Source organism: Hymenobacter sp. R533113, from assembly GCF_056835965.1.
Map to the genome: position 1 here is coordinate 1142572 of NZ_JAKWBD010000001.1, position 12224 is coordinate 1154795.

The window sequence follows — 12224 nt, forward strand, 5'->3', positions numbered from 1 at the left end:
GCATGACCGTCTTTATAAATTCAATTAATCACACGAGATGCTTCGCGCTGCGGACGCCAGATCAAGCATGACGTTGTGATTCTTACCACTACGATAAAATTGACCAAACAACAGTAAAATCATGGAGACGCCCCCAAACTATACCGAGCTGAACCGTCAGCTTTGGAACGCCAAAACTGATTATCATGTCCAGTCCAGGTTTTATGACGTGGAGGGGTTTCTGGGGGGCAAATCGTCGCTGAATGACGTGGAGCTGGGCTTACTGGGTGAGGTAGCGGGCAAATCGGTGCTGCATCTACAGTGCCATTTCGGGCAGGATTCGCTGTCGCTGAGCCGCTTGGGGGCTCAGGTAACCGGCGTCGATCTGGCCGACCAAGCCATTGCGAAAGCGCGTGAGCTAACGACGCAGCTAGGCCTTGCTGCCGAGTTTGTGTGCAGCGACGTGTACGAGCTGCCCCACCACCTGCATCAGCAGTTTGATATCGTGTTTACCACGTACGGCGTGCTGGGCTGGTTGCCGGATTTGGAGCGCTGGGCCGGTGTAGTAAGTCATTTTCTGAAGCCGGGGGGCAAATTGGTGCTGGTTGAGTTTCACCCGGTACTCTGGATGTTCGACGACGATTTTACCCGCGTGCAATACTCCTATTTCAACAAAGAAACCATTACCGAAGTCGAGACGGGCACCTACGCCGACCGCGATGCGCCGCTGGCGCAAACGTCCGTATCGTGGAATCATGACCTGGGCGAAGTGCTGGGTAGTTTATTGCACAATGGACTCGACATAAGGCACTTTGCTGAATACAACTACTCGCCGTACGAATGCTTCAGCCACATGGAGCAGGTGGCGGAGCACCAATATCGTATTCAGCACTTAGGCGATAAAGTGCCGATGATGTACTCTGTGGTAGCTACGAAAAGCTAAGGTGAGTTTGCTGGTAAGAGCTTCATACAGAAACAGAGCGGAAAGGCCGTTGCTATACAAAAGGCGGTTATGCTGACGAGAGGAAGCATGACGCTCTTGCTGATTGCGAAATAAAATTTTAAGTAATTGATTATCAGGCGGAAGCGATGCTGGATTTGTCCTCTTTATTTCAACTCTGAAGGACCTAAAACTGTCTGCGAAACGTTAATCAGAAGCAAGCCAAAACCAGCTTCTGATGCTCGAAAACGCCCCCCAGCTTACCTTATTCGATTCATTACCTGTTCTTACCGAAACCCCAGCTCCGCAGCCCGCGTTGCTGACGCGCCCGGCGCGGGTGTGGCTGCCGAAGCGGGTGTTGTTTACCCCCGATGCGCTCGAGGAGGAGTTTGGCCAGCAGATGTATGAGCGCATCAGCGCCGCCGGTCTGCCCATCGAAGTGCTGAAAAGTAACCGCCTCACCGGCCTGCGCGGCGCCGACGAGCGCGAAACCTACCGCAACGCCAAGAACACGTTGGCCGTGGTAAAAGCCCCCCCGAGTGCTTTCCGCCTCCAGCCCATTCCACCTTCCGCCGATTGGCAGATGAATCTGGCTGAAGGTTGCCCGGCCCATTGCCAGTACTGCTACCTGGCGGGCAGCCTGCAAGGTCCGCCGGTGGTGCGGGCCTACGCCAACCTGCCTCAAATGCTGCAAAACACCGCGCAGTATGAGCAAACCGGCAAGCTGACGACCTTCGAGGTGAGCTGCTACACCGATGTGCTCGGCATTGAGCACCTCACGGGCAGCCTGGCCGAGTGCATCCGCTATTTCGGTACCCGCGAGGGCGCCCAGCTGCGGTTCGTGACCAAGTATGACCAGGTCGAATCCTTGCTTGAGTTGCCTCACAACGGGCAGGTACGCGCCCGCCTCAGCCTGAATGCGGAGCCCGTAACGCGTCGCCTGGAAGGAGGCACTGCTCCGTTGGAGGCACGCCTGCGGGCTATGCGCCAGCTGGCGTTGCCGCGCGAGCAGGGTGGGGGTGGCTACCGCGTGGGGGCCGTAGTAGCGCCCATTATGCCCATTCCCGACTGGCGCGACCATTACCGCCACCTCCTCGACCGCCTGGCCGCGACCCTCGATTTCGAGTGCGATCTGACGGCCGAGTTTATCAGCCATCGCTTCACGCCGGGCTCCAAGGATGTGCTCCAACAGTGGTATCCGAATATGTCCCTGGATCTGGACGAGAGCACGCGCGCCCAGAAGCGCAATAAGTTTGGAGGCGTGAAGTACGTGTACCAGCCCGAGGACATGCGCATGCTCAAGCAGTTCTTCTACGAAGAATGGCAGCAGCGCTTCCCACAGGCCCCCGTGCTTTACTGGACCTAGCTCTAACAAAAAAGCCCCCCAGACATTCTGGGGGGCTTTTTTGTTAGAGCTAAACTAAGGCTGAATAACCAGCTTCTGCGTTTCCGTTCGGCCGTTGGTTGAGAATTTTACGTGGTAGATGCCCGCTGCCCAGGTCTGCGTGTTTACGCGCACGGTGCGCTGCCCTTCCAGGCGTTGCGTCCAGATTTGCTGACCCAAGCTGTTATGTACTTGCAGCGTGCTGCCGGGCGCGGCCAATTGCGGCAGCTCTAGGGCAAACTGGTTCTGGGCAGGGTTTGGATAAACGCTGATAGCTTGCTGCGCTGGCTGAAAATCGACTGACCTGATGGGCGAAAAGGCTATGCTGCCGTCGAAGTCCAGAATGGCCAGACGGTAGTAGTTCAGGGCCGTTTGCGGCGCTTCATCCACGAAGGAGTAGGCGCGGCCCTGGGGGGCATTGGCCGCTTTTACGGAGCCGATAGCGGCCCAGGACTGGCCGTTGTCGGTGCTGCGCTCCACCCGGAAATTATCGGTGCCGATTTCGGTGGCCGTGGCCCAGCGCAACGCTATGCTGGCTCGCTCAGGGCGGGCCTCGAAGCTGGTGAGCGTTACAGGTAGCGGTCGGTTGGGAAGTATAGTAGTAGCGTCGCCGCGAAAGAGGCCTACGCCAGAGTTCAGCGTTATACCTAGGTAATTGCCCGTGGCGGCGTCAATTTGGTATATCTGGCCGGCGTTTGGGCCACCATCCGTGTTGACAGCATAAAGCACGTTGTTGACGCCCCCAAACATGGCGCCCAGCTCGGCTTGAACCGGCAACTGCACAGCGGGCGTAATGACGGTTGCCACAGGGGTACTACTAATATCACGGACGGTGAGAAGTTGTCCTTGTTGTCCTTGCCCGCTCAAATAGCTTTTAAGAACTGGCCCACCGTTTTCTCTGGTAAATACCCAGTCGCGGGGCCCACCAGTTACGTTTGGGTTATTGGGATTTTGGTTGATAGCATTTACATACCCATTGATTATAGCGGCGGTTGCGGGGTCGCTAGTATCAACCAAGCGCCATTGTGGCTCAGTGAGATCATCAGAGTTAAAATTTATCTCGCCTACGTACAAACGCGGATTGCTTACCGAAACAAGCGAAAACGATATGAAACTCACTCGAATATCTAATACTAAGCCGGCTACGAAGTAATTAGAATTGTCACCCCCTGTACCAATAAAGTTAAGTGTCAAGCCTACTCTTCCCGATGCAATAAAACGATCAAATGGATTAGGCAAACCAATAAAGAATGAAGCGGGTGGTTCGATCTCTCCAAGATTTGTGGTACGGCCACTTTCCAAGTCGATGCGGTATAAGTTGGGGCTCGGAATAGGGTCAAAGACTGTCGGACGCGCTAGAATAGTGTTCATAGCGTACACACTGCCAGGGTCAGCAGAATTGTAGCCGAGTGCGTCAAACAGGTTCGTGCCATCGGGGGCTGCTATGAGCCTTCCCGCCCCAAATGTTCCGTCGGAGGAAATAGGACGAAGTTCCGAAGGGTTGGGCTGGGCAGCCGGGCCAGTGGAGACAATAGCAAAGCTGCCAGTGGGTATCTGAGCTAGCATTTGTGGCGCAAGCGTCACCAAAACCAGCGTAAGTAGAATATTTTTCATAGCTGAAAGGCTTACGGTATAGAATCAGTGTCAGGAAAGTGCCGGGCTATGGCTTAGCGTTACGTCATTAGCTAAAAAGTGATGTTTGCATTTAGCTGAAACAAAGCGTTGAGCGAGACAGGCTTACGTTGAATTTACGAGATTTTTTCTGTCATGGTCATCCCTTCCTTTTACTTTTGATTCGCTGGCGAGTACCTAAGCTTAGCCTGATTTGCCCCCCACAATCCTCTATGCTCCTGCCTCTTTACCAAATAGACGCTTTCACTGACCGCATCTTCGCCGGTAATCCGGCCGCAGTCTGCCCACTTACGGAGTGGCTGCCCACCGATACCATGCAGGCCATCGCGGCCGAAAACAACCTCGCCGAAACCGCTTTTTTTGCCCCCCAGGCCGGTGCGGAAGGTCATTTTGAAATCCGCTGGTTTACGCCCGCCGTGGAAGTAGAGCTGTGCGGGCACGCCACGCTGGCCTCGGCGCACGTGCTGTTGCGCCACCTGAATTTTAAGGGCACAGAAATTACCTTCCACTCCAAAAGTGGTCCGTTGCACGTCAGTCTTCAGGATAACGGCCGCCTCACGCTGGATTTTCCCAGTCGTCCGCCCCAGCCGCTGGCCACCGCGCCCGATGGCCTGATTGATGGCCTCGGCGCTACGCCCTTAAAGCTACTGGCCGGGCCCGATCTGGTGGCTTTGTTTAACTCCGAAGCCGAAATACGGGCCATCCATCCCCATCAGCAGCATTTGGCGGAGGTGCCGTACCGGGCCGTTATCGTCACGGCGCCCGGCAGCGGCGACATCGACTTTGTGTCGCGCTTTTTTGGTCCCCGCGTGGGCGTTCCCGAAGATCCGGTAACGGGCTCGGCGCATACCACGCTCATCCCGTACTGGGCCGAAAAGCTAGGCAAAACGGAGCTGCGCGCCCGGCAGGTGTCGCCCCGCGGCGGCGACTTGTGGTGCGAGCTGCGAGGCGACCGGGTGCTCATCAGCGGCTATGCCGTGACGTATCTGAAAGGTGAGATTGAATTGTAACGCGAAGCGGTGCTTCGCTCGTTGCCCGACTAACGCTGGTGGCTTTTCCAGCACTTGTTCCGCTAAACAACGAGCGAAGCGCCGCTTCACGTTACTTGACCTGCTCGCGGGTGTAGCCGCTTTTCTCTATTACTTGCTCCACAAACAGCGCCTTGCCCGGCACCGTCAACAAGGCCTGGTACACCGCCGCGCTGGCGCCCGTGTAGCGCACCACCCGGCCATTGCGATACTCAATTTCCAATGCAAGCATGGCTGGGTCGTAGCCGACGGCTTTGAGGGAGGTGGAGCGAACGGGCTGGCGCTTCATGTGGTAGCTGGTTGGGTTACTTGGTTTTGGCTGCCGCCTTCTTACGAGCCACTGGCGTGGCTAGCTTATCGGGGTTGTCAGCCAGAAACTTACCCCAGCTTTTGCCCCCGCTTTCAGATTATTGCCTTTCTGATAATGATGGCAAAGCGCCACGGCCAGCGCATCGGTGGCGTCCAGAAACTTGGAAGCTTCCGCAATGGGCGGCAGCGTGAGGGTTTGGCGCAGCATGTGAGCCACTTGCTCCTTCGTAGAGGTGCCCGAGCCCGTTACCGACTGCTTTACTTTGGTAGGAGCGTACTCCACGTACGGAATCTGGCGGGAGAGGCAGGCGGCAATAGCCATGCCCTGCGCCCGGCCCAGCTTGAGCATGCTCTGCACGTTTACGCCGTAGAAAGGGGCTTCGATGGCCAGCTCATCGGGCAAAAACTCATCAATCAGCTCCAGCATCCGCTCGAATATTTTCTTCAGCTTCAGCGCATGATTCGAGCCCATTTTCTGCATGTCAATCACGTCGTAGCGCAGCACTTTCACTCGCTGGCCCTGCACCTCAATCAGAGCGTAGCCCATGATAGTGGTGCCGGGGTCGACGCCCATGATAATTTTGGGCATCAGATCGGTGGGAGTGACGGGCAGAATCATTGGGTAGCTGAAGGTCGGCGGTAGCGGGGCGCAAGCCTGTCCTTGGTTTTCCATCGGTAACTTGCCGCCTTCAACTGAATGCGTGCTACCCGCTTTGCCCCACCACCTTCTACAAAACTACGCCCAAAAGCTGGAACGCGCCACCCGCCGTCGGGTGCTGGTGGTGCTGGGCAAGCTGCTGATCACGGCCCTGACCCTGGGCCTGCTGTATCATTCCGTGTTCACCACCCCGGATACGGCCGCGGCCTGGCGCGGGCTGCTGACGTCGGCCCTTACCGGCGCGGGGCGCGGGCCGGTGCTGCTGGCCCTGGCGTTGGTGCCCGTCAATTGGGGCTTGGAGGCCTGGAAATGGTGGCGTCTGGCGCGGCATCTGGAGCCGGTTTCGTTTCGGCGCAGCTTCCGGGCGGTGCTGGTGGGCCTTACCTTGGGCTTCGTGACGCCCAATCGGGTGGGCGACTATGCCGGTCGTATTATGGAACTGAAAAGTCGGCGGCTGGATGCGCTGGGGGCCGTTTTTCTGGGACGCTACTGCCAGCTGGTCATCACGATACTGGCCGGCACGCTGGGGCTGCTGTACTTTCTACTGACGTTTTATGTAGCTGACTATCCGGCTACTGGCTTGGGCTTAGTGGTTGCTGCATTAATACTTAACGCTGCCTTGCTTCTGCCCCTTTACCGCTCGCGGCTGCTGCTGACGGCTTTGGGGCTGGTGCGGCCTCTGCGGCGGTTGCAGCCGTTTTTGGCCGTGATGCCCACCTATCCGGCGCGGGCGCTGCACGCGGTATTGGCCATATCGGGGCTGCGCTACGCGGTTTTCTGTCTGCAATTCGGTTTGCTGCTGGTGGCCTACGGTGCCCGGCCAAGCGCTGGACCGGCGCTGGCTGCCATCAGCAGTACTTTCTTGCTAAAGTCGCTGGTGCCTTCGCTCAATGCCCTGGCCGATGTAGGCGTGCGGGAGCTGTCGGCTACGCACTTATTCGGTTTGCTGGGGCAGGCGGCTTTGCCGGTGCTGAGCGCGAGCCTCAGCCTGTGGGTGCTCAATATTGCCCTGCCCAGCGCCGCCGGGTTATTGTTTGTGTTGCGGCTGAAAGTATTTCGCAAGAAAAAAGCCCCCCAGCAGTCAATCCGCACAACATGAACTGGTGGGGGGCTTTTTTGCTGCTTTTGCCGGCCTTGTATGCGGCCCTCATGGTGCGGTTGCGGCGAAGCTGGCAGCAAGTGCCACTGTCTCAAAGCCAGGCAACGCCGCAAAACCAGGCAGGAGAAGGTCTGTTCTTTTCCGTTTTGATTGCCGCTCGCAACGAAGGCCCGACGCTGCCCCTGCTGCTACACGACTTAACCCAACAAACCCTGCCTGCTGCCCGGTTCGAGGTCATTATAGTAGATGATGACTCAGCCGATAATACGGCCGCCGTCGTGCAGGCCGCGGCTCAACGCAGCTCGTCTGCGCTTCGTCTTATAAAGCTGCAAGACCGGCCCGGCGCACCTACCGGCAAAAAAGCCGCCCTGCAAGCTGCCCTGAACGTCGCCCGTGCCCCGTGGATAGTCTGCACCGATGCCGACTGCCGCGTGGGTTCCGACTGGCTAAGTAGCTATGCTGCTCTGATTCAAGATGATGCAGCGGTAAAGTTCGTCAGTGGGCCGGTGCTGCTTACGGGGGGCAATTCACTGCTTGGCGGTTTGATGGGGCTTGAGTTTGCGGGTCTTATTGGGGTAGGGGTGGCTACCATCGGGCAGGGCCAGCCTACTATGTGCAACGGGGCTAACCTGGCTTACCGGCGCGACGCCTTCGCCGCTGTGCAGGGCTTTGCCGGTAACGAGCACGTAGCCAGCGGCGACGACGAGTTTCTGCTGCATAAGCTGCACGCCGCTTTTCCCGGTAGCATCCGATTTTTGAAAACCCCACGCGCTATCGTGCGGACCGCCGGACCGCCCACGCTCCGCGCCCTGCTGGCGCAGCGGGTACGATGGGCTAGCAAGTGGCGCCACTACCAGCAAAAAGCCCCCAGCGCTTGGCGTTGCTGGTTTTGGGGGCCAATATGAGCTTGTTCCTCGGTTTGTTGTTGCTTTTTGGGTTTCCCCAAGTATGGCCCTGGACCTTAGCTGCCTGGGTAGTAAAGCTCGGCGCCGATGCGTGGTTCCTGACTCCTGTACTCAGCTTTTTTGGCCGACGGCGGTGGCTGAGCTACATTGGGCTGCTCCAAGTTGCTTACGCGCCGTATGCTTTGTTGACGGGCTTGCTGGGCTTGCGCGGCGAGTATGTTTGGAAGGGGAGAAGGACGAAATAAAGTGAGATGTAAGGCTTTAATAAAATAAAGCGAATTCTGCTTTTATTAGATGAATTTTACCAAAATATCAAATGACCGCTAACCAATTTGAAGCGTTTTGGCTTTCTGTCTATCCTCTCTCGGTTCCAATTTCACATTTTCTTCGAGTTGCTTATCCGGACCGATGGTTTAGGATTCATAGTTTGCCAAAGTCAGAAAGATATCCTGCAACTAAAGCAGAATGGGATATACTGCTCTATCGTCAAAATACGATTATATTGGATTTGATGAATGAGGGGTTTGGCTTTCTACTGGTAACTGGCCAATATGAGTTTGGCTCAGAAAAGCACAGTAGACAGCAGTTATCATTCGATTACTCACTCAGTGAATTTGACTTTACGGAAATAAAATCTGTTGAATTATGCAAATTGGAATCTCACCCGCAAGCCCCTGATGCATATAAAGCTGGAGACATTTACAGGCCTGTATTCGCAAAAATAGAATGGCAGTCTTGTCCTTTTAATAATATACTGGAGGATATTGCGAATGATAACATAAGAGCGTTTTTTATTTCGGTGGGTAACGAATGCATAATTGCTCCATATGATGGAGGTATGGATATTATTTTAAAAGATAAGCACACCCGTGATAGATATAAAATAAAATATAAGCATTGGCTGTCTGGTAGGGAAGATGGTTTATGATTTGAAATTTATGTAGATAATTTCTCCTTGTATGAGTAATTAAGTGTCGATTTCTGCCTATTGATTTAGAATGATAAGCTTAATTACCCCACTCGAATCCCGCCCGCTAACAGTACCTTTGCTTTCCATTCTTCCGCCCCCTTGCCCGCTGCCGTGACCGACCCTGAATTCGACATCCTCGACGAGCTGTACTTCGTCACTTCCTTCCGCGACTTGCTGCAAAAAACTGGTTTGCCAGCCCCAACTCTGGAAAAAGGGCTGCGCAATTTGCTAGAGCAGGAGTACGTCAAATCGTTTTACCCCGACCCGGACACCGAGCAAGCCTACGAAACCACTTCTTTCGGCGCCATCTGCCGCGACAGCTACTATTTGGCAACCAAAGCCGGTTTGTTGGCTCACAATACCCGCTGATGGTGAAGGCTGCTCCGGTTTTGGCGCCCATAGTGCCCAGTGTGCCGCCCGCCCGCCCGCCCGGCTACTACGTGCGCCAACGGCTGTGGCGCAATGGGCCAGCTATGTGTGGGCTGGGCTTCATCCTGATCTGTACCCTGATAGCTTTGGCCGGCTACTGGGTGCTGCCCGATAACTCGCCTAATGCCAACAACGGCTTGGTGCAGCTGCAGAAGGAGCCACCCGGTTTTTCAGCCACCGTTTTGCGCCGTCTATTGCCCGAGGCAGCTCAGAGCACCGATTCGGATAATATCTTTCGGACCTGGCTCCGGGGCCGCGCGCCGCGCTTCCAGGAAGTGCCTATTGGCGGCTACCGAGTGGTCGGCAATTCGGTCCTGATTCAGCCTTACCGCAATCACTCGGCTCTCGCTGATTTGCCCACACGCTACTCTCTGGCTGAGCTGGGGGGCAAAAATGCCCCCCAGGCCGAGCTAAAAAATGTGGTGGAAAACGAACGCATCATCAGCCGCACGTACTGGCTGGGCACCGACAAATCGGGGCGCGACATGCTAAGCCGCTTGCTGCTGGGTACGCGCATTTCCTTGGGTATCGGGTTGGTAGCCGTGCTGATTTCGCTCACGTTGGGCATGCTCATCGGGGCGGTGGCGGGTTATGTGGGCGGCTGGGTCGATAGCGTGCTGATGGGCCTGATGACGGTGGTATGGAGCATTCCGGGTATCATGCTGGTTATTGCCATTTCGCTGGCGCTGGATAGCAAAGGCGTCTGGACTTCCTTCGTGGCCGTGGGCCTTACGATGTGGGTGGATGTGGCCCGCGTGGTCAGGGGGCAAATGTTGAGCTTGCGCGAGAAAACCTTCGTGGAAGCCGGCCGCGTGCTGGGTTTGCCCCAAAGCCGCCTGATCGCCCGTCACCTGTTGCCCAACATGACGGGGCCGCTTATTGTAATTGCAACGAGTAACTTTGCAGCGGCTATCCTACTAGAGGCGGGCCTGAGCTTTTTAGGGCTTGGCGTGCAGCCGCCGGCTCCTTCCTGGGGCTTGATGGTGAATGAAGGGTTCCAGCTTTTGGGCACCCAAGCCGGCTTATGGCTCACGCTGCTGCCAGGCCTGGCCATTAGTTTATTGGTTCTGAGCTTCAACCTGTTAGGCAACGGCCTGCGCGACGCTTACGACCCCAAAACACCGTTGAGCTAGCGCTTAGCTGCGGCGAAATGTCTAGTATCAGTTGGTATTTTGAAGTACTTTCAACGCAAGTGCACGTAGGCATAATGCATCATTACACTTCGGGCTATTGCCTTTAGACTACGTGCACTCCACAATACACTACTTAATTCCATGCCTACTCTGCAGGCCATGTCGCCGGAAAAAAAGCTCTTCTTACGGGAGCGGGAACTGAATGCACTGCTGGAGATTACCCAGGCAATCAATCACGACCCCACGGAAGACGCGCTCTATAAAATCTTCCAGTTTACCCTACTCGGACAGCTCAATATTCGTCGGCTGGTACTGTATGTGAAGGAGGAAGGGGAGTGGGCCTGCATGGTATCGTTTGGGTCCGATCTATCGGATTTTCGGCGCATTCCACTGCCGGAGGCCATTAGTAATAATTGCACCAATACTTCTTGCCCGGTGCCTGCCCTAAAGCTAGGTGCGGAATGGCAAAACCTGGAAACCGTAATTCCGGTCGTGAACAACGGCGAGGTGCTCGCTTATGTGCTCATCGGCAACGTGCATGCCGACTACGTCAGCGAAGAGGCCACCAAGTTTCTGGAAACCCTCAGCAACATTCTGGTGGGCGCTATTCAGAACCGCCGCCTGGCCAAGCAGCGTATCGAGTCGGCGGCCATGCGTAAGGAAATCGAGATTGCCCAGGAAGTGCAGACCATGCTCTTCCCGCGTCAGCTTCCCAACGACGCCGGCGTGGCCGTGTGCGCCAGCTATGTGCCCCACACGGCCATAGGGGGCGATTATTATGATGTGGTGAACATTGATGCGAACCGGTTTCTGTTCTGCGTCGCTGACGTATCGGGTAAGGGAGTACCGGCCTCTTTGCTTATGTCGAACTTCCAGGCGGGGCTGCGTACGCTGCTGCGCCAGCAGGCCGACCTCGCCACGGTAGTATCGGAGCTGAATAATCTGATTTATCGCAATGCCGTGTCGGAGAAGTTTATCACGGCTTTCTTCGGCATTTATAATCGTGCTACCCGCGAGCTGCAATACGTGAGTGCCGGCCACAACGCTGCTATTCTGCTGCCCGATTCAGGCCCCCACCAGCTATTATCGGAAGGCACGACCATGCTGGGTATTTTCGAGGAGCTGCCTTTTCTGCACGTGCAGTCGCTCACGGTGCCGCCCCGCTCTCTGCTGCTTACCTACACCGATGGCCTGACGGAAGTATTTAATGCCGCCGGTGAGGAATATGGCGAGGAAGGGGTAATTGAGTTCCTACGACATGCCCGCTACCTGCCGCTGAAGGTATTGCATCAGGAAGTTCTCAGAGAAATCGAAGCTTTCAATGAAAACGGTAACTCCTTCGCCGACGACGTCACTATTCTGAGTTGCCGGTTTAAGTAAGCCAATACTCCATAAAAAAGCCCCCAGCATACTCACTGGGGGGCTTTTTTATGGAGTGTCTTATTGCTCAAGTGCTACATTCTCGTCTTTGATCCAGCCTTCCGCCCGCATTAGCAGGGCAAGGGCGATGTAAAAGAAGGAGCCAACTTTGTCGACTTCCACCAGCTCATTGAGCAGCAAATGAGTGATGATAATAAAGAGCGATAAGCCGGCGGCTAGCACCACACGCCTATGCTCGGCCGATTGACTGCGGTGGTAGAGGCGCTCCACCATAATTAAGGCCGTAGCTACCAGAATAGCGAAAAGCAGGAACCCTGGAATACCCTGCTCGGCCAGCATGAGCAGGAAATAGTTGTGGGTGGTAGACTGCTCGGGGTT

13 protein-coding genes and 1 pseudogene are annotated in these 12224 nt (G+C 55.8%); 10 read left to right on the forward strand and 4 right to left on the reverse strand.

Features of this window, described 5'->3' with window-relative positions:
- Positions 1-121: 121 nt before the first annotated feature.
- Together MKZ35_RS05325 and MKZ35_RS05330 are read left to right on the forward strand one after the other, a co-directional pair.
- On the forward strand, positions 122-922 hold the full coding sequence (locus MKZ35_RS05325; protein WP_482512159.1) for a class I SAM-dependent methyltransferase: 801 nt from the start codon (positions 122-124) through the stop codon (positions 920-922).
- Positions 923-1157: 235 nt separating this feature from the next.
- On the forward strand, positions 1158-2285 hold the full coding sequence (locus MKZ35_RS05330; protein WP_482512160.1) for a spore photoproduct lyase family protein: 1128 nt from the start codon (positions 1158-1160) through the stop codon (positions 2283-2285).
- Positions 2286-2339: 54 nt separating this feature from the next.
- Here MKZ35_RS05330 and MKZ35_RS05335 read toward each other — a convergent pair whose 3' ends face one another.
- On the reverse strand, positions 2340-3110 hold the full coding sequence (locus MKZ35_RS05335) for a T9SS type A sorting domain-containing protein (RefSeq protein WP_482512161.1): 771 nt from the start codon (positions 3108-3110) through the stop codon (positions 2340-2342).
- Between the two features lie 1037 nt (positions 3111-4147).
- On the opposite strand from MKZ35_RS05335, the gene MKZ35_RS05340 reads away from it, so the two are divergent.
- Positions 4148-4945: a PhzF family phenazine biosynthesis protein gene (locus tag MKZ35_RS05340; RefSeq protein ID WP_482512162.1), complete on the forward strand. Its 798-nt coding sequence runs from the start codon at positions 4148-4150 to the stop codon at positions 4943-4945.
- A 91-nt stretch (positions 4946-5036) separates the two neighbouring features.
- On the opposite strand, the gene MKZ35_RS05345 is transcribed toward MKZ35_RS05340, so the two are convergent.
- Together MKZ35_RS05345 and ruvC are read right to left on the reverse strand one after the other, a co-directional pair.
- The gene (locus MKZ35_RS05345; RefSeq protein WP_482512163.1) at positions 5037-5252 is read right to left on the reverse strand and encodes a KTSC domain-containing protein; all 216 of its coding nucleotides are present in this window, start codon (positions 5250-5252) and stop codon (positions 5037-5039) included.
- A 16-nt stretch (positions 5253-5268) separates the two neighbouring features.
- A pseudogene (ruvC, locus tag MKZ35_RS05350) lies at positions 5269-5819 on the reverse strand (crossover junction endodeoxyribonuclease RuvC).
- A gap of 166 nt (positions 5820-5985) precedes the next feature.
- Here ruvC and MKZ35_RS05355 point away from each other — a divergent pair.
- The 7 genes from MKZ35_RS05355 to MKZ35_RS05385 all read left to right on the forward strand — a co-directional run bounded on the left by MKZ35_RS05355 (position 5986) and on the right by MKZ35_RS05385 (position 11846).
- Positions 5986-7029 (forward strand): lysylphosphatidylglycerol synthase transmembrane domain-containing protein, encoded by a 1044-nt coding sequence (locus MKZ35_RS05355; protein WP_482512164.1) that lies wholly within the window; start codon positions 5986-5988, stop codon positions 7027-7029.
- A complete protein-coding gene (locus MKZ35_RS05360; RefSeq protein WP_482512165.1) occupies positions 7026-7934 on the forward strand; it encodes a glycosyltransferase in 909 nt (302 codons plus the stop codon). Before MKZ35_RS05355 ends, MKZ35_RS05360 begins: the two co-directional genes overlap by 4 nt.
- Entirely contained in the window at positions 7931-8179 is a 249-nt protein-coding gene (locus MKZ35_RS05365) for a hypothetical protein (protein WP_482512166.1), read from the forward strand. Before MKZ35_RS05360 ends, MKZ35_RS05365 begins: the two co-directional genes overlap by 4 nt.
- Before the next feature lie 71 nt (positions 8180-8250).
- Entirely contained in the window at positions 8251-8862 is a 612-nt protein-coding gene (locus tag MKZ35_RS05370) for a DUF3885 domain-containing protein (RefSeq protein WP_482512167.1), read from the forward strand.
- Positions 8863-9015: 153 nt separating this feature from the next.
- Positions 9016-9273 carry a hypothetical protein gene (locus MKZ35_RS05375; RefSeq protein ID WP_482512168.1) on the forward strand — a complete coding sequence of 86 codons (258 nt, stop codon included), beginning with the start codon at positions 9016-9018 and terminating at the stop codon, positions 9271-9273.
- A complete protein-coding gene (locus tag MKZ35_RS05380) occupies positions 9273-10466 on the forward strand; it encodes an ABC transporter permease (RefSeq protein ID WP_482512169.1) in 1194 nt (397 codons plus the stop codon). The genes MKZ35_RS05375 and MKZ35_RS05380 overlap by 1 nt, the downstream gene beginning before the upstream one ends.
- 141 nt (positions 10467-10607) lie before the next feature.
- Complete coding sequence (locus tag MKZ35_RS05385) at positions 10608-11846, forward strand: PP2C family protein-serine/threonine phosphatase (RefSeq protein ID WP_482512170.1); 1239 nt, start codon at positions 10608-10610, stop codon at positions 11844-11846.
- A 60-nt stretch (positions 11847-11906) separates the two neighbouring features.
- Here MKZ35_RS05385 and MKZ35_RS05390 read toward each other — a convergent pair whose 3' ends face one another.
- The gene (locus MKZ35_RS05390) at positions 11907-12185 is read right to left on the reverse strand and encodes a hypothetical protein (RefSeq protein WP_482512171.1); all 279 of its coding nucleotides are present in this window, start codon (positions 12183-12185) and stop codon (positions 11907-11909) included.
- Positions 12186-12224 lie beyond the last annotated feature (39 nt).

Excerpts from the sequence above, each read along its gene's own strand:
- MKZ35_RS05380 (WP_482512169.1), top strand. The coding sequence starts at position 9,273 with ATGGTGAAGGCTGCTCCGGTTTTGGCGCCCATAGTGCCCAGTGTGCCG.
- MKZ35_RS05365 (WP_482512166.1), top strand. The coding sequence starts at position 7,931 with ATGAGCTTGTTCCTCGGTTTGTTGTTGCTTTTTGGGTTTCCCCAAGTA.
- MKZ35_RS05330 (WP_482512160.1), top strand. The coding sequence starts at position 1,158 with ATGCTCGAAAACGCCCCCCAGCTTACCTTATTCGATTCATTACCTGTT.
- MKZ35_RS05345 (WP_482512163.1), bottom strand. The coding sequence starts at position 5,252 with ATGAAGCGCCAGCCCGTTCGCTCCACCTCCCTCAAAGCCGTCGGCTAC.
- MKZ35_RS05325 (WP_482512159.1), top strand. The coding sequence starts at position 122 with ATGGAGACGCCCCCAAACTATACCGAGCTGAACCGTCAGCTTTGGAAC.
- MKZ35_RS05390 (WP_482512171.1), bottom strand. The coding sequence starts at position 12,185 with ATGCTGGCCGAGCAGGGTATTCCAGGGTTCCTGCTTTTCGCTATTCTG.
- MKZ35_RS05340 (WP_482512162.1), top strand. The coding sequence starts at position 4,148 with ATGCTCCTGCCTCTTTACCAAATAGACGCTTTCACTGACCGCATCTTC.
- MKZ35_RS05385 (WP_482512170.1), top strand. The coding sequence starts at position 10,608 with ATGCCTACTCTGCAGGCCATGTCGCCGGAAAAAAAGCTCTTCTTACGG.
- MKZ35_RS05360 (WP_482512165.1), top strand. The coding sequence starts at position 7,026 with ATGAACTGGTGGGGGGCTTTTTTGCTGCTTTTGCCGGCCTTGTATGCG.
- MKZ35_RS05370 (WP_482512167.1), top strand. The coding sequence starts at position 8,251 with ATGACCGCTAACCAATTTGAAGCGTTTTGGCTTTCTGTCTATCCTCTC.